Annotated in this window: 11 protein-coding genes and 1 pseudogene; all 12 read right to left on the bottom strand. The window is 55.4% G+C overall.

Annotation, left to right across the window (positions count from 1 at the left end; translation table 11 throughout):
• Positions 1 to 273 precede the first annotated feature (273 nt).
• Positions 274 to 4,407 carry a DUF1559 family PulG-like putative transporter gene (locus Pla144_RS01300; protein ID WP_146447518.1) on the bottom strand — a complete coding sequence of 1,378 codons (4,134 nt, stop codon included), beginning with the start codon at positions 4,405 to 4,407 and terminating at the stop codon, positions 274 to 276.
• 23 nt (positions 4,408 to 4,430) lie between these two features.
• Entirely contained in the window at positions 4,431 to 5,144 is a 714-nt protein-coding gene (locus tag Pla144_RS01295; RefSeq protein WP_231936113.1) for a hypothetical protein, read from the bottom strand.
• Between the two features lie 26 nt (positions 5,145 to 5,170).
• Positions 5,171 to 7,870 carry a hypothetical protein gene (locus Pla144_RS01290; protein ID WP_146447517.1) on the bottom strand — a complete coding sequence of 900 codons (2,700 nt, stop codon included), beginning with the start codon at positions 7,868 to 7,870 and terminating at the stop codon, positions 5,171 to 5,173.
• Positions 7,871 to 8,032: 162 nt separating this feature from the next.
• On the bottom strand, positions 8,033 to 9,790 hold the full coding sequence (locus tag Pla144_RS01285; RefSeq protein ID WP_146447516.1) for a serine/threonine-protein kinase: 1,758 nt from the start codon (positions 9,788 to 9,790) through the stop codon (positions 8,033 to 8,035).
• A 76-nt stretch (positions 9,791 to 9,866) separates the two neighbouring features.
• Positions 9,867 to 10,472 carry a sigma-70 family RNA polymerase sigma factor gene (locus Pla144_RS01280; RefSeq protein ID WP_146447515.1) on the bottom strand — a complete coding sequence of 202 codons (606 nt, stop codon included), beginning with the start codon at positions 10,470 to 10,472 and terminating at the stop codon, positions 9,867 to 9,869.
• 847 nt (positions 10,473 to 11,319) lie between these two features.
• Positions 11,320 to 12,321, bottom strand: coding sequence for a hypothetical protein (locus tag Pla144_RS01275; RefSeq protein ID WP_146447514.1), 1,002 nt, complete (start codon positions 12,319 to 12,321; stop codon positions 11,320 to 11,322).
• Between the two features lie 159 nt (positions 12,322 to 12,480).
• A complete protein-coding gene (locus Pla144_RS01270; RefSeq protein ID WP_146447513.1) occupies positions 12,481 to 15,261 on the bottom strand; it encodes a hypothetical protein in 2,781 nt (926 codons plus the stop codon).
• 877 nt (positions 15,262 to 16,138) lie between these two features.
• Complete coding sequence (locus tag Pla144_RS01265; RefSeq protein ID WP_197530309.1) at positions 16,139 to 17,395, bottom strand: IS110 family transposase; 1,257 nt, start codon at positions 17,393 to 17,395, stop codon at positions 16,139 to 16,141.
• A gap of 397 nt (positions 17,396 to 17,792) precedes the next feature.
• Positions 17,793 to 18,002, bottom strand: a complete 210-nt coding sequence (locus Pla144_RS25410) for a PEP-CTERM sorting domain-containing protein (RefSeq protein WP_391580953.1) — start codon at positions 18,000 to 18,002, stop codon at positions 17,793 to 17,795.
• 24 nt (positions 18,003 to 18,026) lie between these two features.
• A pseudogene (locus Pla144_RS24990) lies at positions 18,027 to 18,799 on the bottom strand (DUF4185 domain-containing protein); the annotation flags it as partial.
• Positions 18,800 to 18,969: 170 nt separating this feature from the next.
• Complete coding sequence (locus Pla144_RS01250; protein WP_197530308.1) at positions 18,970 to 19,647, bottom strand: DUF642 domain-containing protein; 678 nt, start codon at positions 19,645 to 19,647, stop codon at positions 18,970 to 18,972.
• Between the two features lie 768 nt (positions 19,648 to 20,415).
• Entirely contained in the window at positions 20,416 to 21,477 is a 1,062-nt protein-coding gene (locus Pla144_RS01245; RefSeq protein WP_146447508.1) for an SUMF1/EgtB/PvdO family nonheme iron enzyme, read from the bottom strand.
• Positions 21,478 to 21,617 lie beyond the last annotated feature (140 nt).

Here is a 21,617-nt window from a genome sequence, read left to right as displayed (position 1 = left end):
GGACACACCAAATTTTTGCCCGAAGGGTGTAGTCGAAGTGGGCTTCGCCAGCCAGGGATTAGTTGTTGTCGATTTGGTGGCGCAACGACAGAGGTCGCCACCACCTGCATCAGTTTGAGGAGAGCTTAAGTCACATCGGATGGTCCAACCTCCTGCAGTTTGATAAAGCGCGAAGTGCCATTGGTGTTGGCAACTCCCGGTCATGCTGCTGAAAAGAGGACTGGTCCAAAGATCAATCCTCCTTGCCGATGACTTCTTTGCTGAGCATGAGCCTTAGTTTCCCGTGTTCTTTGCATCTGGAGCATTCAAATTATTGGGATGGAGAGGCTGTCCCGGTTGTCGCTCCAAGGTTACGATTGCTCGCAGGCCATCTTCCAGGAAAGAGAACGTGATGCTCAAGTCGCGAAACCGCCTCATCTGCTGTCCAAGCTCGCTAGCTTCAGCCGGTCCCTCCGTCTGTCGCGGCTTGAGTGCCGTGCCATGCGCCGAGCAGGCAACGGTGCGGCCATCGGCCGAGATTTCATAATTCCCTTCATCCGGACAGAAGTGGTGAACGTCGTAGACTCGGCCGGCATACTGATTTAACTCACCTTCAGTAATCTGGCCGCCGGCTTCGGTGCTGGAAGCTATTCCCCGGCCTAAGCTGCTGAGCGGACCCAGGTTGTTGAGGCACGCTTCTCGCTGGTTTTCCTCCCAACCCAAGCGATATGTGTCGAGCACGCGATTCCAGTTTTGGGGGCGTAGTCGCACCAAGGCCTGCGAGACATCCTCAACCGGAGCGGTGATCGCATTGCCGTTGGACTCCAACGCTGACAGGTCTTCGAGCACCGCTTGCTTGCTGGCGATGCAAACGGCGTCGCCGATGCGGTCCCAGAAGAAACGCCACTTGAGAGGGCCGAACTCAATGCTGTAAGCCCGAGTAGATTGACCATTAGTGTTGGACAATCGATAGTAATCTTGATCGACGCTGAAGAACCAGCCTCGGGGCAAGCGACGGGCCAATTGGGCCAAGTAATCGTCCAAGCGATTGAGGAAGCCGTCGACGATCTCGTGGTCCTGCACTGGAATGGAAAGATACACCGGGCCGTTGAGTGCTCCCACCAGTGGAAAAATAAACAGAAAGTCATCGTCAATCATCCCCCCGCGGAACGAACTTAGCGACATGCCCATGAAGCGGGAAAGGCTCAAATCGAACATCGGTTCGGAATCGTAGACGTGGAAACCGATCTGATTGCCCACCCCCTTGGTAAGGAATTCACCGAGACGGAGTTTCTGGACAAGTTCTACAGGGAGATGTCCGAACGCTCCCCTCCGCGGTGGAGGCGTCCTATCGAACTGCTGCCAAGTGTGAGTTTCCTGGCCTGCGCGAGTCAGCAGCGCCGCCAGGGCCGGTTGGTCAATTTCGCGGGCGATTTGACAAACTCTGCCGTCGCAGAACGCCGCCAGAAATACTCCTGATGGACGTATTTCCAACTCTCGTTGCGGCTGGCTCTCGTCGAAATTTAAGTCGTCTGGCTTGGTCCACACTACGGCATGTTCATCATCCGTTTCGAGAATCATGATTGTTTGCGACAAGCCGTCATGGATGTTCGCGAACTTCACCTGCTGATTATTCGCGGGAAAAACGGTGTCATCAGCGCGTGGGGCGACGAACTTCGTTTTTCCCGTTGCAGCCAACTGGTGGTCAGCGGGGCGAAAGACGTCCGGCATCTGCGCGATCAACTTGCGGTTGTGTTCGCTATCCCACGGCTCGCTGAGACGAAACTGCTCGTATAACTGCTGCTGTCCAATAAATGGCAAGATTTGCACTCGCCAGCTCAGTAGCGATTGGCCATTGCTGTCGAACAAGGCAGCCTGCGGAAACCGCTGGTGTTTGTCATGGTAATAATGGACGCCAAATGACAATTGTTGCAGTGAATTAATTACCCTACCTGTGTCGGCCACTTGCTGCCCGGAAACAGTCTCATTGGAGTCCTCCTCCAGTAATTCCTCCATTCCCATTTGCTTCAATATTTCCTCTTTGTTCAGCCGCACGGCAAAGCTAAAGATATTCCGCTTGGGCACAGGCAGCGCATCGAGCGCTTCGGGCTCCCCGCCCAAGGATCGGACGAGGCCGGAGTAAATTGTGTTGTCAATTAAGGGCAGGACAATGGTCTCGGCCCGGTAACGCTCCGGCGTAATCTGCAGCCGAATGGCAATCGGATCAAAAAACAGACGCCAGAAGCGGCTGTACTCTTCGACAAACTGCCGGTAGGCCTGCGCTTCTGCCCGGCTAACGTCTGCTAGTTCGAGTTCGCTGCATGGTGTAAGGTAACTGGCGTAGCCATGCACCGAGCAGACGGCTGTATGACCATCGCTGCCGAGTGAATACTTGCCGTGGTCGGGGCACGCCAGCTTGTCCTGACCGAACTGCCCCGGCACACAATTCGCTGCGACCAAATCGTCTAGCGACTTGGCAACTTGGCCGGTCTGCGTGCGGTACATCAAGGCAGCGTGCCCGATCATCCGCAGGTCGTTGTAGCACACCAACCGTCGTCGTTCTGTCAGTCTAAGCTTAGGACTCATCATCTGCCGCATAAACGGATCAGACAGATAGATGAGCCCATCCTCCTCGGCAGCGCCTTGCGGCATGAGTGTGCGGACATAGCGGAATTCGTTCGTCTCACCAAGCCGCTCGACCGGCTCACTATTCTTGCCGTGGCCGACAATAGTCTCTAGCACACGCTTCAGGCCCGCCAGCGAGTTGCTGCGTACATGGAGTTCCGGCGTGGGATAGGCCGAATACACATAAACCTGCCGATCGGACGTCGACACATGCACATACTCAATTCCCAGATACTCACCCTCCGTGCGGCGTGTGCCATGATTGGTGTTTTCTGATTTGGTGAGGGATTGATCTAGCTTCATCCTAAACACGGCTGGTTGCTCCACATGGAACAGCAGTGTCACGTCGCTCCCCTCGCGTAGAAACAGGTCGCTACCGACTAACGCGACTTCATCCACCACCGTGTCATAAAACGGCCGCAGTTCGGGTTCTGCCTCTATGGCGAGTTGTCTTAGCAGCCGCTCGCCCACCAAGTGTGTCTGTGCCTCCCGATTAGCCTGGTTAAAGACGTGAGATCCCCACAGAGTAGATAGGTCAGCTGCGTCCAAAAGTTTATTCATTGAGCGGAAGCTTACGAAGTAGAAATCACTCGGCACATTGAGCGCCAATCCACTGACTACCGGGGACTGGTCTGCGAGCATCTCCTGCCAGGGATGGCTCTTGATCGTTGGTCCTTCCAGCTCCGACACTGCGACCGTACTCGACTGGTCAGACTTCCGAACTTCCTGTTGTCCAATCGGCGGGGGCCCCGCGCGTCCTTCGACGACTGCACGAGCGTTGCTTGCCTGCTCCTCAATAGGTTCCTCCGCCGCCATAGCGTCGAGCTGCAAGCTCTCTTGTACGGCAAGCTGCCCCGAGAAAATGCTAAACAGATCGACTTGTCTTTGGCGCGCTGCAAAGCGACTCTGCCCTGGGTTGACACTTTGGATTATTGCAGTCACTTCCTGCAAGCGTCCTTCGTTTCGCGCCAGTTGCAGGGCAACGTATTGCATATAGACGTCCCGGGGATAGAGCCTCAGATGGTCAATCGCCTCGTCAAGGGTCCAGGCGAGTCGTCCGGGGTAGTGTTGCCTTGTTTCCAAGCGTCGTACTTCGAAGTAATCAAAGGAAGCATCAATGTTCGGGGCAGCTTGGTCGGGACCGTTGATTGCCATCAAGCCGACCCATTGAGGAGATTCCAATCCATTTCTTCGACCCCAGGGTTGACTGCCACATATCTGAAACAGATTTCCGTCGGCACTGACAGAGAATTGATAGGCGCCATTCTTAGTCGTAATTCTCAACCACAGTTTCTGGGCCGTTGGCATCGGATCGGCTGCGCTCTTGATTTCAGGGCGTCCGTTAGACTCTCCAATCATCACGAAGTGTCGTCCCCCTTGGGGATTATTTTCCACAGTAAATTTTACATAATTGTCCTCGTCAGTGAGGCAAAGGAGTCCCGCCTGATTCCAATTCGCTTGAGGCCGAAAGAGATCAATGCACGTGGTAAGCTGAATATTTGAAAAGGATTTTGGAGCTCGCGTAAGGTACAGATTCTTGGCCGTGCTGCGTCTTTCGATCAGATCCCCAAACTGTGTGGTGATTGTGAGAAATCCGGGGTGCTTGGTGAGCGAGACGTGACTGGGATCTTCCCGGCGAACGTCCCACTGAAGTGAGAGAGAGCCGGTGAAGTCATCGCGGGAAAGAACGGCCGGATCGGCACTTTGAACAGGCTGTTGCCCCACTCCTTCGTATAGGTTTGCTAGAGATGTTAACAGTGCGACCGCCACCACCATCGTGAATCTGAGATTTCGTGTGAACATGGCTTAGTTTCCTTTCATTTAATTTATTCCGAACTAACTACCTCTTGCTTCCCGCCGAACACGCGGCGAAGGATTAGGTGTGTCGGCAGAAACACCAACATCGGTAGCCCGATCATCATCAGGGTCAAGAATGTGCCTGGAGGCATCCATGCCTGGGGGACTGATTCATTAAATCCATAAACATAGTTGATGTTGACTGGCAGATTAGGATCATCAGCGGGAGCAGGTGGTGCCGGCATCCCGAAAAAGCACACCACCTGCAACACCCAAGTCAACAGCGTCCAGCGAACCAGTGCCCGGCGGTCGTACCCCAACCGCCAGACCAGCCACACCAAGAGCAGCGGCAGCCAAAAGTGGAAAAACGACAGACCGCGGGCAAACAGCGACAAGTTTTCGTCAAACATGTACGCTGTCATGCCAGTGATTGGATGTCCAATGATCGTGACGAGAAAATCGAGACACCAAAACATCTGGGGTAGCAGAATGCCCACCGTCGGCATCGACGCCAACAGAGGACTCTCTAGCCACATTGCCGCCACCGTCATCAGCAGCGCCACGTCGCAGAAATACAAAAAGTTGGTCGGCCCGTACGTTTTCAAGTAGTACGGCACAAGTACCGTTACGAATGCCGTATAGGCCAGCTTAGCCCATAGCGGAATGCTGGATACCCGCTTTCCTACAGGCGTCGCCGCACTCGTCTGAGCTGCTGGATTCATTGATACTAGTACCTCGTTCATAAAGAATTTATCGTGGATCGACTCTCCTAGCGCCAATTCAGAATTCGAAACACACCTTCCCGTCTGGCCATTCGCTCAGGTAGCTCTAGTAGCTTATCGCGGTAGATACTCAGTGCGATTCCCAGTGCGAACACCAGCGCCCCGCCCGTGGCCATATAGACACCGATCGCCACTTGTGGACGATAAGCCAGCGAGGCGATCAACACGATCAGGTACAGGACCAGCCCCGCACCGCCCCACATCGTCGTGGCCTTGACTTGCCAGCTCAGGCCAGTCACGAGCATCAAGATTGTCACGGTCAAGATTGCCATTTCATCGTAAAGCGATGGCTCTCCATTTGCCCAGCGGTGGTACAGAAAAGCAAACACCAGCGGCCATGTCGCCAAGATACTCCCGAGGCCCAAGCCAAAGTCCACTTCTTGGCTACGTTTACCATCTGCCTCACGGAACATTCCCAAGTGGCTGGCCACAAGCATGCCCAGGCCGGCGACGACGCAGAAGATCTCGAGCTTTTGCCAACCGCTCAAATCGATAAGCAGATTCAATCGTAAGAACGTCACAGCGCCCAAAGCAACCGCTGCAGTGGTGTAAACCCGGCGCCAGCGAAAGGCCGGCACGACAGCAGCCGCGAGAGCGGCCGATCCTGCCGTCACGCCTAGCGATCCGACGTCCAGCCAGCCGCCTGTCTTTGTGGCCACCCCGGCGAGGCCCTGCATGATCGCTGCCAAGCAGGCAACGCAGAAAATGCCATTGCCGGATTGGAACGCTGCCAGACCTCGACCGCGGGTGACCAAGGTCTGTTCGTTGTTCGCTCGATAAACGGTGATCTGTCGGAGCCCAAGCGTACGGCTAACGATCAGGCATGCCAGGCCAAGTCCAGCGTACAGCATCGTGTAGTATCGATCATCGATACCGTAGTATCCCATAAACTGCCACAGTGCTCCGCACGCCGCCGCAGCGGCAAGATAGACATTGATGCTCCGTTGGCGCAGGATCCCCGCCAACAAATAGAAGAGGGCTGCCTCCGTAAAAACCAGTCCCAATAGCAGGCTCGAGCGCAGCCCTTCCATCGGTGCGAAGGATTGCATATTCTCCACCGTGGCGCCAAATACGTTCAGCAGAATCACGATCGTTGCCGTTTGAGCGACCCAATACAAAGGCCGTTCTGCACTGTGTCTACGCCACAGCCAAGAGGCGATCAGATAACCGATGGGGATGAGCATCATCCACGGTGCTTGTTCGCTCCACAAGGTTAGCCCGAGCACACGCAACAGCCCGGCAGCTGCGACCAGCAAAGAAGCAGCACTGACAAAGAGGTAAACGGCCGACGATTTGGGATCGGTGTGTCGACACAAATACGCGTTGACACGATTCGCCACAGCCGTGATTAACATCACTGCCACGAACTGGCCACCAGTCTCATACGTCCAGTCGAACGACGTGGCCGCGGCACTTGTGGCACGAATGTGGAGCACGACTCCCCACAAAACCGGAACAATACCCAAGATCCAGCCTAATGGCGAAACGAAGCGGTCCACATTTTTGTAGGTGTCTGGCCATTGATGATGAGCAACATTGACCAGAACGGACGTCACCGCCAGGGCCGCAATGATCCACTCAGCCTGTACGTCAAATCCTAAGAGCAGTGTCGCCTCCGCCATCACGAGGCACACGCCAGCCAGTGCCAAGTAGATGCCGACTTTACGCACAACGATGTCTGAATAGAGATAGGCGTATACGCCCGCCAGCCACACGCCGGCCGCCAACAAATAGTTGCTGGTCAACAGGTTTCCCGTCCATTCAATGCCCAACAGTCCGCGGGCTGGTTCCGCCAACCAAGTCAACAACTGCGACCCCAAGAGGATCAGCAGCGAGGCGGCAATCTGAATGTGCCCCGACCAGAACAGAGGCAAACCGAATCGCCGGCGCGGGAATTCGTTTTCTTCTGCTGGAGGGAACACCCGTTCGCTATGGATCGAAATCAGCCCCAATGCCATAAAGAATAGACTGAGCCAGGTTGTATCTGTGATCTTACCCATGTCGGCTAACAGCAGTAGTATTGTGAGAGTTACGCCGACCTCACACGCATAGATGAACAGTGGATCGCGAAGTACAAACACCGTTGCCGCATAGAGCAAGCAACAGACAACGCCCCCTACCCACAAATGGTGATCAACTGTCACCAGATCTTGGGCGTGATAGAACCACAGGTTCAGCGGTGCCACGACACATCCCAGGAAGGTGAGCGCCTGGCCTGCAATGTGGAAGCGAGTACGCAGCGCGACAAACCAGCCGGCACCCAGGATAGCTAATGTCCCTGCACCCAAGGCCACCGCCAACACGCGTGGATTTTCGAAAACTCCTTTACTCACGAGCCAGACTATCGAACCCAGCACACACAAGCCACCCCCGATCATGAGCATCCATTGAATACTCCGCGGGTCGAGCAGGGCCTCAAACATGCGCTGCCAAATTAGGTTTTTGCGGGGGGTAGCCGCCGCCGTAGTGGTTTGATGTTCAGCCGGTGGGTCGAGAAAGTGTTCAATCGTAAATGGCATCGCCCCAGGAGCGGGGCTGCCCGCAGATCCGGCCGAAACGGCCTCCTCAGAGGGAGCACTCGGGATTTCCACCGCCTTGCCGCAGACGGGACACTCTCCACGGCGTCCAGCGAATTCGTCTGGCACTTGAAGGGCTTCTCCGCAAGAACATTTAAGGAAAATGGACATCTAGGTTCTCCCATAGTTGGATCGCAAACCACCGCGCAGTCCACCCGTCGCCACACGTTTGGGCCTACTTCGAACTCATCTCCCTGAGGGTCTGCCTAAGACTATAGAGCCCGAAACCCCCCGAACCCTGCGCGCCGATCTGCAATAATTAGAAAAAAACTCTCACTGACTCTCGGCCAACCGGCCCAGGCGCCTACTAAGTGTCAAAAGACTGGCTGCCCAGGCCACCCCGTACAACAAAGGAGCGATCCCCAGCCACAACGTCATCAAGAATGCCAATGCTAGAAATACAGCCCCGAGAATGTAGCAATAACCCCAATAGCTACTGCCTAGCATCAATAGCAATAGACTTGCCAATACTGCCATTGGTGGATATGCCAGAAAATCGTTAAACGCAGTATCGGCTGGAGTGAGAATGTAGGCAATGCTCACTAGTGCGAGCGAGCCTGCCATGTACCCCAGCCACAGCGAAAGCAATTGTCTCCCCGGAGCTCCGCGCGGCGGGTACCACTGCTTGTGAAACCCCCACATGACCGCTCCCATGCCGACGATTTCGAATAGCCGAGTCCCCATCAAACCAATTAACGGATGCGGAAGTTCGAGCTCCCGATTCAGGAACACCATCAGGTGCGTGGCCAGCGAGATCCAAGCCAAGTGCAGCAGCATGCGCGACCAAGTGTGGAACTCGCGATCATAGTGACTGCGCTCAAGAGTGCGCACAAAAGTGTCCATCAGGTTGGGACTAGTAAGACTTATCGAATCGCCTACCAGATAATGCGATAAGTCGTCGGCCACTTCGGCAGCCGATGCATAGCGATGCTTAGGGTCCTTTTCCAAACTCTTAAGACAAATCAGTTCCAAGTCTCGCGGGATTTGCGGGTTGAGTTGTCGGGGCTCTGGAGGGTCGCACTCCAGAATCTGCAGGAGCGTATCGATGTGGTCACGACCTCTATACGGAGGTTGTCCAGTTAAGGACTCATAGAGGAGTACGCCGAGACCATACACATCGCATGAAGGTCCAATTACGCCGCGGCGACTGGTGATCTGCTCGGGTGCCATGTAGGCAGGAGTGCCCAAAAGTTGTCCAGTCACGGTCAGTTGCTCCCCGCGATCAATATGCTTCGCCAGGCCGAAATCTGTTACCCGGGCCCGGTCATTTTCGTCAATGAGGACGTTCGACGGCTTGATGTCGCGATGAATGACTCCGTGTTCGTGGGCGAAATGAACCGCCCTGGCTACTTGCTCGACATACTCCGCGGCTTTTTGCTTGGTCAAAGAGCCTCGACGGATTAACTCAGCTAAGCTCTGACCTGCGACAAATTCCATCGAGAAATAATGTTGTTCACCATTTTGTCCGACATCATGAATCACGACGATGTGCGGGTGAGTAAGCTTGGCGATGGCCTGCGATTCGAGACGGAATCGCTCAATGTCCTCACTTTCCTGCAAGCGGTTCTGCAGTATCATCTTGATCGCGACGATGCGATTGAGGCTCACTTGACGAGCCTTGTAGACCACGCCCATGCCGCCTCGGGCGATTTCGTGCAGGAGCTCGTAGTCGCCAAACTGGCCTAGTCCTGAACAATGCGTCTCGAAGATAGCCGTCTGTCCGGCAGGATCGCACTCTCGTCTTGGATACTGGTGGAAGCTCGATTTGACTTTCTCAGAGTTGAATCGACTGGCAGCGTTAAGTTCATTGTCATTGACCGGAGCGTCCGAACGCCAGGATCGAGCGAGCCGCATGAGTCGCTCATGGTCTTCCAGGAACTGGCGTAGGGCGTCCGCCGACTCCGGATGAGCGGCAAGCAAATCGTCTGGGTTTCGAGGCTTGCCCTGCGCCACATCATCTAGATACGTGGCAATGGCGCGCTCCAATCGCTGCTGGTCATCCCCGGCCGACGGTCTATTCATCTGACCCATGTGTTATTCTTACAAGGCCTGAATCACCTACACGCCACTTGCCCAAGGAGTATGGTCAAGCGAAAGTCAGTCGGTGTCAGGTATTTGTCAGCTCCCGAGAATCCATATCGATCAATTGCCCACGTAAGCGACGCAAGCCTCGATGGACCAGTCCAGCCACGGCTGGCGCGCTGCGCCCCAAAGTTTCACTAATTTCACTAAGCGTGCCCCCCTGCCAGTAATATCCCACGACAGCGATGCGCTCCGCCTCTGGCAACTGATAGACGGCATCGGCAACTCTCATCAATTCTTCTGCCTGCTGTACGGCCGCACTCGGAGATGATTCGTCAGCGGCCAGACACTGCTCTATCCTGCGAGACGACTCCTCGATGAGGCCTTCCAGTCGCTGCTCGCGAGCAATATCCCTCTTAGCACAATGAGCATCACGTAGCGCGTGGAGGATCGTTCGCATTAGTATCTGCCTCAACCAGGCCACTCGCTGCCCTGGTTCGCTCCCAGCAAACTTATCCCAGGCAGCGTATGCCTTCAGCATAGTCTCTTGGACCATATCGGAGGGATCGATTTGGCGACGGAGCCGACGATGCAGTTTGATGTCGGCCAGGAACCGCAAGTAATTGCGGCACCGTTCCAACTCCGCCTGAATTTCCTCGGCTTGCGTGGGAGTATCCGGGAATTCGCTCATGCCAGAAACCAATCTGCACACGCATTTTTACGGCGAGACGAGAACTGTGAACCACCACATGAAAGTCGGCGCGAGGTCGGCCGCATATTAAAGTCTGATCCGGTATTTCCCATATGGCTGTGCCTGGAATCGTTTCAGATTTCGAATACTCCGTATGTAAACCTCATCCGACTTACTTGGTCGGCGCAATAAAAAAGTGTTCGCGATTTCTCCCGCACGTCGGCTACAGGTACCAAAAGGTGCGAGCACCTTCTGGCAGATTGGGGTAAAAGAAAGTCTTCGTGAGTACAGAACGATCCTTTGTTGAGTCAATTGCTGTAGATTAGTCCTCCAAACAAGTCTTGTGAAAAGAGTGCACCTCGGATTGGGACGTGCATACCCAATCTTCGGCTGGCGGATTGGCACTGTCAATGACATTTCTTAAAAACAGGCCAGTGACAGCTGGATTTATCGTTTAGCGAAGTTGTTCAGCATTTTTCTGAACGACCGGCGAATCTAAAACTTAGTTCTCAAAGCGTATTCTAGAGCATCATAAAGGTTGGCTGATTAACGCATCTAACGGGACAAAAAGTCGAAGCGTCTCAGTCTGAGAACACGTATGACTTTCCGGCACGAAAAATCTGTGTCAAGAAGCTACCGCAACGACGGGTTTTAGAACGCCCACTGAAGCGATTCAGCCAATTTTAAGACGGTGGTTTGTTGACATTCTCTCAATTGAATTGCTTTTCGGCTCTGTCAATGCGGGTCGGCAACGCCAGACTGCAGTTGCAAATATCAGCAGCAGGGATAGTGGCTCGTGTACGGCCCCTCCACTAGCTGCGCAGGTCAGCAACTGTGACACTGCGCATCATTTTGGTCGATGAGAATCAAGAGCAATCGCGATCTCATTCACCAGTTGACGAAAAGGTTTCGACCATTGGTCCGCAGGTGCATCGACGCAAATCAACACCTTAACTCCTTGTCGAACAATCGGAGCGTATTTTTTGTCGGCAGTTTGGAGGGAGATGATGTCAACCAAGTCACGGCGCATTGGCTTTTTATCACCGATGTACATTCCAAAAAACAAGTCGTTGTGATAGTGCTCGGCGTCAATCACGGGAGGCTCAAATACGAACAACGGAGCCGGAACGCGGGATTCAACGATCAGCCTATTTGGTTCCATGGAAATTCGCGGTGGGCCTTGGACTCCGTGTGCGCAAGCGCCACCATTGATCTCCAGACCCAACTCGCCGAAGAGCTTGGCGGCACCGTATCCGATGCCGATCACCTTTCGCTGTTTCAGATTCTGAGGATCGTAGTCGCCAATTTCGAGAAATGCTTTACTGTCCATCACTAGCAGCACTACGTCGCGATCGTCGGCGCCGATGTCCGATAGTTTATCGATGACGTGGACTGAATCCGGCTTGTTTACCGACGTCATCATTTCCGTCAACAGACGGGTTGCTGTTGGCTCGTAAGTTGGCGCAAAGACCGTGAATCGTCCGGAAGGTTGATCGTCGACGAGTTCTAGCGAATTGACATTCGGTGGCTTGCTACTTGATTGCTTTAATGGATCGCTTGGAGTCTGCAGAGACGTGTTTTCAACAATTTCGACCCGAGATCCTTTTTCGAGTGCCAATCGCTTCGTCTCATTGCCATTCGGGTCTCTAATGATGAGCAGAATTCCTGCCAACAAGAATTGGCTAAGCGGCGCGTCGGCGCTAATCATCCATTTACGTCGACAAGTACGCGAATGGGAGGCCAACGCAGGGTCGGGGTGGGATCTGTCAGTAACCGAATCGTTGCTGTTGGTAGCCAGCTGCTGGTCTACGCATACTATTCTCGATCGCACTGTTTGCAAAACAACCATGGCACTATTTCCTCCATTAAATGTCCAGCAGTCTCCTAGGCCGCTGCCGGACGATTAGTTAAACCGTGTTCGAACGGGTTCTTACATGATGCACCTAGTAGAAGGTATGGGCAAAGTTTGGAGGGAGCCCAACACTTCCATCACGAGTCGTGTCGCACGCTAGTGCTTTCCGAGCGTCGTAACGCCAATCACCGCGCTCACCGTCGACTGGGCCCCGTCGCCTTCTACCTGATAGTAGTAGGTCGTTGCGGGCTGCAACCTCGCGTCGCTGTCGACGAATGCGCCCTCTCCGCCCGTCACTTGGCCAACCACCGAAAATGGCCCTGCGGGCGTCGGCGCACGAGCAATCAACCACCGGTCCTCTGGTTTGCCGTGGGGCCACGCTAGGGAAATGGACGGTCGCTCGTTGGCCTCTGCTGTGGGCAGGCTCACCAGTCGCACATGATCGAACTCTGCTTGCGTCCAACCCGTGGAGTCGTCCATGTCAAACGTTGACAGGCGAATCTCGAGCACATTACCAAGTTGTGCCGGGCGATCGTCGCTGACATACTCGACCCGCGATGTAAGAAACTCACCGTGCTTGGGCCGTAGCATGTTGTCGTCCCCCGCCAGCACCTTGCCGCCGGCTAGTAATTGTACTTTGTACTTCGGCATCTTCGTATCCAGCCGGTTTCCTACCTCGACGTTCAGGTAGTACCGTGTGTCGGGCCTTAAAACCTCCTGGAGCACCTGGGCGATTGTCGAACCCCGCGATCGACCCCAGCCGTAGCTGAAGGCGACGTTGGCGCCGTCAGGGACCACACTGAGCCGGCCGTCGGCGTCGTTGGCTTTGGCAAAGTGAGCATCCGTTGGATTTTGGGCGCCGTAAGCAAAATCTTCGCGCGTGACGTTCGTCCAGCCGCTGATCTGCCCCCCTAGCCACTTGCCGTCGGCGATCTTGTCGTCTTCAAAACTCGGATTTCGGATCTCGATCGGCGTCGCACCGGTCGGCCACGCTTTTACCGTGCCCGGCTCGAGCAATAATCGCTTCTTTGGGCGAACTATGGCGCGATCGACTGCTGGAGGGGATGGCGGTGCGACGGCTGGAGGGGATAGCGGAGCGACGGCGGCTCGAATGAGTTGCTGCAGTTCCGCCTCGCTGACTCCCGCGTTGACTGCCGCCGCGGGACCCAGAATCTCAAGTCCTGCTGCCGCGGCCTGTCGCCGCGACCATTCGGTGCTCTCAAGCGCCTTCATAAGCGTCGGGACGGCGTCGGCGCCCATGGCCCGGATGGCGGCCAGTGGCTCCTGCGGGCTTGGCCGCCCGAAGATTTCGTTTGGGATAAAGCACTGAGTGAGTCGGTCCATCCAATCATCGAGCGAGCGGTCCTGGTAGTAGAACTCGTCGTTGCGCTTTTCGACCTTCGCCCGCACCGGGCCGCGGGCCCGCAGCTTGGTCACCGTCTCGCGAAACGCTATCGGATCGATTTTCTCCAAGGCACGCAGGGCGATACGCTGGACGGCGGGAGAAGCGTCGTTCAATGCCGCGTCCGTCAGCGCAGGCACGGCGAACTCCGCCGCCTCAGGCGTCGTCATGGATAGGGCCAGGGCCGCGTCAGTCCGCCCGTCGACGTCCGGGTCCTCGCGCAGCGCTTTGGTCAAGGCGGCGACCGCCTCGCGACTGACGGCTGCGATCCGTCCCAGTCCCATGGCAACGAGCTTCTTCCGCTTGATCTTGGGATCGGTCAGCGCGTCGATCAGCGCCGGCGCTGCCGCAGCGGCCTGCGGGACGGCTAACACCGCGATCGTTCGCGGCTGGGCGTCGTAATTCGGCCGGTCCGACGACGCGATGCGGATCAATGTTTCTGCCGCCATGCGAGACTGCTCGGCCAGTCGGTCGCCGTCCAACAAGTCAGCCACCCTCCAAATCGAGAATCGACTCTTAGGTTCGCGTCTCCCGCGCACCGTCTCGGCAACTGCCAGGCGCTCTCCGTCGGGCGAGAATGCGCAAGGCCCACCGGCCCACAACGCCCCGCACACAGCGCGCGTCTCGACGTCGTAGAGCATCACGACGCCGCTGGCGCTTGAAGTGACCAACAGCTTCCCATCGGGAGAGAAGGCTACGCTCTGCACAGGCCCCGTCTGGCCTACTAGCTGCACCTCATCGGTAAATCGCCACTGGTCGTCCGCCGTACTCCCTAACCTCCACATCTTCTCGCCACCTTCGCCGACTGCCGCCAGGAGCTTCCCTGCGGGATCGATCGCAACGCCATAGAGCGGACCCATTTGGGCATGCACCTCTGTTAACTGCCGACCATCGGAGACACGCCAGAGGCGAACGAGATTGCCGTGCTCCGCGGAAACCAAGTGCAGGCTGTCCGCCGTGAAAGCCAAGTCGGCGTGACCGCTGCCCTCGATTTCACGGAGTCGCGCGCTCGTGTCGGCATCCCACAATCCAACCTTGCTTTTCCAACCCAAGGTTGCCGCCAAAAGCTTTCCATCGGGTGAAAACGTGGCCGAAGAAATCCCGCCGACATATTCCTTAGGCTTGTCGCCTACAAGCGTCGCTGACTCGGATCCGTCAGCGGTGTTCCACAGGTGTAAACCCAGTTCGGCCGCTACGGCGAGTAACTTCCCGTCCGGCGCGTACGCTAGGTCGTGAATAATATTCATAGAGGCGGAGCTTCCGCCGGAGGCAAGTTTGACTGCGCCAGAGTGCCGGAGCAGTGCCTTTTGCGTTCCCGTTTCGACGTCCACTAAAGCAACGACTCCGTCGTTAGGAACGTTGCCGATCGTCTCCGTGCCGCCGACCGCCGCTTGCCGACCGTCCGGCGAGAATGCCACGGCCAGGGGCTGAGCGATCGGCACGTCGACCGAGATGATTGGGGCCGCCTTGACAGAACTAGCCGCGCAGGCCATCGACAAGCAACACGCGCCAACAAACAGCTCTACAACTTTCATGGAACCGCCTCCCGCAGGAGAGATGAGTTAGGACGGCACCGTCCAGCTCACCAGTATGAATTAGTAGACCTCGCGAAGCAATCCCCCTTCCATGAGTTTCATCGAGGGGTCTCCCAAGCCCGACCGGCGTGGAGCCCGTATGATTTGCGACGTTGGTTCCGCCCTCGACCATAAAGCAAATCAAAGCGACTTAGTTAATACAAGTATCGATCTTGTGTTCTTCGACGGAACTGGCTAGCGCTTCGTCGAATGTCTCTTTGCATCTATTGCCGCGGTGCTTGGTTTATTGCCACCAGGAACTACCGGGGTCGATCACAATCGCCCGTTTGCTGAAACCCTTCGATTAGAGCCGCCAGGTGCTCTGGTTTTGGCCGCAATTTAAGATAAGTCGTCCAAATCCTGGATAAGAATAGGCCTCTGGCAGGTATCACGAGAGGTTAACTTCCGGTCAGCTCGAATGTCCTGCAAACTGCAAACGGCACCTCCAATAAAACGTTGGTTTGATGGAGCATCCGACAGGCCAAAACACCCAAGCGTCTCCTTCCGAGAAAAAGTTGGATTGACGCACTCGTCGACATTAGTCTAAATACGTCAATATCTTCGCACCACGCCTTTTCTAAACCCATGTCATCAATCATAGTGCCAGTTTGCCATCGAATCGGCGTCGGTTGAGACACCCTCATAGAAAGTTCTACCCCGCATCGGAGTCAGTTCTCATCCGGATGTGGGGTGACCGTTTGGCTGCGGAGGTGAATCTGACTTCGATCAGTTTGGCAACTGGCCAACTCGCTGAGGATGCATCACCCGCCAGCTCGAAGGGGTTTTTCCAATGCGCAGAGGCATCTGAGTTGTCGTCAAGTGGTCTTGGGAATAATTGTCAGTTTTCTTGGGCGAAGTAGGGAACGATGTCTGGGCAGCGCTGTTTCAGGTTGGCGATGTAGCGATCACAGTCAAAGGGTACTCGTGTCTTCCAGACGCGAAACAGGATTCGGATCCAACTGCGAGCGATCTTTCGCAGCGCCGCGTGATGCTTCATCCCGCGGTCCCGGAGCATACGATAGCGGGCTTTGCTCCATGGGCAATGTCGTCGTGCACAGTCGGCAAACTCGTGGAACGTTTGCCGCAGATACTTCGGACAAGCGAATCGCCGGTGGACGTGGCGCTGCTTGCCGCTCTGCTTCGTCACAGGTGCGATCCCACTGAACGACGCCACGCTCTCGGCATCTTCCCAGCGGTCACGCTGCGAGCCGAACGCACAGAGGAGGCGAGGCGCCAGCGCGCTACCGGCGCCACGCAGGTTCGCGAATAAGTGTGCGTCGGGATGTTGCTTCATCGCTTCGTCAATTGCGTCATCGAACTCCTTGATCATCTTCTGGGCTTGCTGAATTTGATAGGCCAACAGCTTGACCGACATCGCCGAAGGAGTAATCAGCGCGTCATCGCGGGTCAGTAGCTGAGCAGCACGAATACGCTCGATGATCTCCTTCTGCTGCTGTTCGTTGCGGAGAGAGTGCTCACACAGGACGCGGCAAATGAGTCGACGATCCGCGCGACGCAATTGGCGAGGGTCGGGCCATCGGCGCAGTATACTGAGCAACAATGGCAGCTGATGTTGCTTGCCGAAAATCTCTAGAACCAAGGGAAAATACGACTTCAAGAGGGCCGTTAGCTGCAGTCGCAGTTTCGTTTGACCGTCCACGAGCTTGCGCCGCTGCTGGGACAAATTGGCAATCAGGCGCGTGTTTTCGTCGTCAGGCTGCCAGACGTTCAGCGTCGTGATTCGTTCACGCAGCATCCGCGCCAGATACATGGCGTCCGTGGGATCGTTCTTGCCAACGCCAGGATAGCTTTCACGATAGCGGGCCAATTGCTTGGGGTTGACCGGATAGAGTAGCACGTTCTCTCGGAACATGAGCGCATGGATGAGTGCTCCGCGAGACTGCTCGAGCATGATGGCGATGGGTTGTCCACCAGCGAGCTTGAGCATATCGCCAACCCAAGCGTGGATGCTCTCGGCCGAGTGCTCGAACTGCTGGTGAAATCCCTTGCCTTGACGGTCGATGACATGGATGTCGTGCTTCTGGTCGGCCCAGTCGATGCCAATGAAGAGGCCAGGTTTGGGGTTTTCGTTCACGATTGAATCTCCTTAAGTTGGAAGAAGGTAAGTCGGTAGTCCAGCTTCGTCCTGGCGGAAACCTTATAGAGAGCTTTGCTGAGCGTCATCTGAGTGATCCGTTATCGGGCGAAGCAAGCGGGCGTTCGGACGTCTCTGCGAAGCCGTTAAACGGCTGGTGTCTACTATCCGTAACGTCCGCTGGCTACCGATTCCAATCGATTATTGCAGCGGCTTTGTGTTTCCGTCTCGCTGAAACTTCGTGCAAACGAGAAGAGCCTACGTTTCAGCGAGTCGCACAAAGCCGGTGGACTGGTGATTCTATAAGGTGTCTCAATCTGAGAAACACCTCAGCAACTTAGCATCCAGCGTAACTTGCTGAAACTGGTCCATCCTCCCTTGGTTCCACGTTTCACAATCATGCGTCGATCGACAGCCTTACGTACATTGCGATCCCGCCAAGCTGCCCCGAGACCAATACCCATACAGGATGACATGGAGTGCGACGCAATGTGGCCATGCCAAACGCGGCCAATGCGACACCAAACATAGCTACAGATTGCGGCTCGGGTACGGATACGAGTGTCACCTTCGCGAGATAAACGTCATACGGACCCCAAAGCGACATTGTGAAGTACACTGTCTCGCCCTTGTTTTCCACGTAGAGCGGATTCATATAAGGCGAATAGAGCCCCGGAGCCTGTGAAAAATCGGCGACAGTGATCGGTTCGGACCATGGTCCCCACGGATACTCAGCTTGGCGGATCTCGAAGTCGGGTTCGGCGCCGCCAGTAATGTACATCAACGTCCATGCTCCGAGGAACTCGTTATACATCACCGACATCTCGCCAACGCTGTTCTGAATCAGCTTGTTGCTATCGTATTCACTGGTCGTCCACTGTGGTTCGTCCGCGACCAGGCCATCGAAGTAGCGGTATGCAGATAAATCTTCGATCAGGCCTGGCAGCACCCGGGCGAGCTTGACTCCTCCCTCGCGGCCACCATGCCGAAGTTACCACCCAGGGTACCATTGCCGGTCGTGTAGGCGCCACCTGCCGGATTTTCGAAGCGGTAGTTGGGCACGTTGGTGAACTGGCTATCCCCTTCCCGCCACCAGCCGAGCCCAGCATGGCTGAGCGTCCACCCATTCCAGTCGGATACGTGCATGTACCAAGCGTAAATCTTGTCGCCGACGCTTATTGCACCAGTAGGAATGTAGGTGACTGGCTGACTGCCCGGTGAGATCACCTGGTTGGCAGTCCCGTTAGGTCGAGTCACCCAGCCGTCAAAAGTGATGCCGTTGCTCGGATTCAAATCCGTGCTCCATGCCATCGCGTTTTGCCGCCAATCCCCGCCGACGAACGGAGTCTCGCCGGTGAAGGTATCGCCGAAGAGAAAATAGGTCTTGCCGTTGTGGTTGACCATATGGCCAAGATCCGTGCCGCCAACTCCGACGGCGTCGGTTCGGTTCTGGGAGGCAGATCCCGTCAATCGCGAGACGATTCGAAAGTTCTGAATTCCGACGATGTCTCTCGCCGACGCTTGCGAGCTGAGGAGCAACGCACAGGCAGCTCCTAAAGTCAATTTGGTGACGTTCATTGTGGATAATCTCTATTAAGGTTCTGTTCGTGACCGCTTTGCGGCGAGATTCTTCGAGCTAAAACCGGTAGTGTGACGAGTTGACATCCCCGTCGAACGAGCAACCGAAGGGTTATCGAGCCCGATAAAAGAACAAAGGTCGATGGCTCGGGAACAACCCACAAGCGGATATTATCGATCGCCGGACCGGCGGATCCGACCGTCAAGCTAGTAAATGTAATCCGATCAACACCCGTCCCAAAGACACCGAAAGCGTAATCCAGCCAGCCAACATTCGACGCCGTGTGCCCCGTGGTGTCTTGTACGAAAGTGCCCAGGACCGTGCCGTTCCATCGAGCCTCCATTATTTTGATGGCTGGCGACGGGAATGCAGGGTTATCGGGCAAGGGATTGGCAGCGAATGAGAATACGAATAGATACGCCTGACCGAAGTTAGTGGCAACGTCTTGAAAAACAGAACCGCTCGCCACGGAGTTGAGATCCAGTGACTGATGCCCCGATGCGGGCGCGTAGAAGTTGTCCGCGACGACATCTACTCCGCCGTTCGTAACTCTCCATCCGAGAAAGTTGCTCGGCGCGTTGAAAGTTACGAAACCAGGAGCTGAAGGGGATTCAAAATCTCCATTGACGGTCAAGTTCGTCAACGCTACGGCCGTTGGAGACAGCAAGGCCACCACTAGAAAAACCATTCCTATTTTTAGCGATCTCGTGATGTAGCTCCTTCTATAGTGAGAGCTGCGGCATAGTGCACTTCGATCATCTTGTTCTCCTCAATCAGGTAGGTGTTCACAGACCAACTAAGAATCGGTCGAATTCAAACGAAACAAAGCCGTCACGAATCTCGCGCCGCTGACTGCCAGAAGGCGGTCAAGTGCATGGATTCGTGGCGGCTTTGGTTAGCTTACCTTTTTGGAGCGTTTCGTATCGAAACTGAAATCAAGCGCAATGCTAACACCACCCAACTCCCATTGCAACGAAATTCCCAAACTTTTTTGAATCACCACGGAATCTGTAGCCATAACTCTACACTTTACGCTGCCGGAAAGTGTTGGTTTGTTAGCACCAGTCGCCGTAAGTCTAATAGCCGATGAATCTTCGGACGCTCAAGTCTCTACACTTATGTCGCAATTCAAAGTGCCAACATCTCATTAACCCAACGCAGGTTTGAGACATCCTCAGAGAAGCTGCTACCCCGCAACGGAGTCATTTTCTCAACCAACTTGGGAGTGACAGTGTGCACGCGGTGAACTTGGCGTAGAGCTCGGGTGTGTCCTCAGAGTGTGTAGAAGGCCGAACCTCACCGAAGAGCCAGGGTCCAGAGCGGTGGTTTTTGCCAGCAAAGCGACGGCCAGATGTATGTGGGGAGTCATCGATCTACCTCTACCATGCCCTAACTAGAGGCGGTCGTTAAAGCCGATAGGGTTTGGGACCGGCAGTAATCTTCACCCTAACCTTCGTCTCCAAATCATCAATCCCAGGGTTGCGAATGCTACTAACAGGTTTGTACTTGGCTCGGGGACAGCGCTTGCGACGCGAAAACCAATGACTTCGCTCTCGGTCCCAGTGTAGGAGTATAGTGGGGGCGACGCGATCGAGCAGCTGGAAGAGCAGGTCCAATTGCCGCCCCGAAGACCGCGGGAAAAAGAACTTTGGAAAATGGCAGCCTCATTCCACTCCAACACGTTACCCCCCTGGTCGAACGTGCCGTATGGGCTCAGCGATGCCGTGTAGGCGCCCACATCGGTCAGATAGTTCTGCGTGCTGCTGGTGCTCGTTGAACCGGTGACAGCATAACCGTCGTCGTAGCCGTTGGCGATGCCGTCATCATTTCTGCTATTCATTGTGTTCGACTGGGTGGGCGAGCCACTCCCGGGCGGCTGGTCGCTGTACGGAGTGGCATGGGTCGATGTCGGAAATCTCCAGTAGTTGGCTGTCACGCCGTCATTCTTGTGATAAGCCGCCTTGTACCACTCATCCTCACTGGGAATGAAGTACGTGGCGCTCGGATTGCGAATTTCGCTGTAGCCCGAGCCAATCGTGTAAACCCCCGATTCCGTCGAGCCGCTGCCTTGGCCGTTCTGTAGCCAGTTTGTGAAACGCATCGCGTCAAAGAATGACACGAAGGTAACCGGGTTGTTGTCGCGTCCTGGCTTGACCTGGTACTTCGAACCGTTGGCGGCGCCGCCGTTGAAGTTGATGCCGCCGTTTGCGTTGGTGAACATGAAGTGGGTGTAGAGAAATGGATCACTCCCGCCCAAATTCGGCTTTGACCCCATCGGATCGATAGCGTTCAGGAACTCGGTGTACTGGGCGTTGGTGACTTCATGTTTGCTGATACGGTAGACATAATTGACAGCGCCGAAACTACCTTGACCTTGAACATATTGCCTGTCGCCGAGATTTCCAGGATTCCCGACCGTGGCCCAATCAAAGGTAACTGCAGCATTGACCGCACTGACAAGCGTGGCCAGCACGAATAAAAATGATGCTGTGGAGACTTTCATAATTGGTTAAGCCCCTATGTTGGTCAATGCATTTTTGGCATGTGAACGAAAGTAAGCTTCCCACTGACCGTACCGAAAGCTTGTCGGCGCACAGCCCCTATTCTACCAATGCACCCACTTCCCCGTGACTAGCGCCCTAG

The sequence above is a fragment of the Bythopirellula polymerisocia genome (assembly GCF_007860015.1).
GTDB lineage: Bacteria > Planctomycetota > Planctomycetia > Pirellulales > Lacipirellulaceae > Bythopirellula > Bythopirellula polymerisocia.
This window is presented reverse-complemented; position numbering and strand designations above follow the sequence as displayed.

Excerpts from the sequence above, each read along its gene's own strand:
- Pla144_RS01275 (WP_146447514.1), bottom strand. The coding sequence starts at position 12,321 with ATGGTTGTTTTGCAAACAGTGCGATCGAGAATAGTATGCGTAGACCAG.
- Pla144_RS01270 (WP_146447513.1), bottom strand. The coding sequence starts at position 15,261 with ATGAAAGTTGTAGAGCTGTTTGTTGGCGCGTGTTGCTTGTCGATGGCC.
- Pla144_RS01280 (WP_146447515.1), bottom strand. The coding sequence starts at position 10,472 with ATGAGCGAATTCCCGGATACTCCCACGCAAGCCGAGGAAATTCAGGCG.
- Pla144_RS01290 (WP_146447517.1), bottom strand. The coding sequence starts at position 7,870 with ATGTCCATTTTCCTTAAATGTTCTTGCGGAGAAGCCCTTCAAGTGCCA.
- Pla144_RS01285 (WP_146447516.1), bottom strand. The coding sequence starts at position 9,790 with ATGGGTCAGATGAATAGACCGTCGGCCGGGGATGACCAGCAGCGATTG.
- Pla144_RS01300 (WP_146447518.1), bottom strand. The coding sequence starts at position 4,407 with ATGTTCACACGAAATCTCAGATTCACGATGGTGGTGGCGGTCGCACTG.
- Pla144_RS25410 (WP_391580953.1), bottom strand. The coding sequence starts at position 18,002 with ATGTCGCTTTGGGGTCCGTATGACGTTTATCTCGCGAAGGTGACACTC.
- Pla144_RS01245 (WP_146447508.1), bottom strand. The coding sequence starts at position 21,477 with ATGAAAGTCTCCACAGCATCATTTTTATTCGTGCTGGCCACGCTTGTC.
- Pla144_RS01295 (WP_231936113.1), bottom strand. The coding sequence starts at position 5,144 with ATGAACGAGGTACTAGTATCAATGAATCCAGCAGCTCAGACGAGTGCG.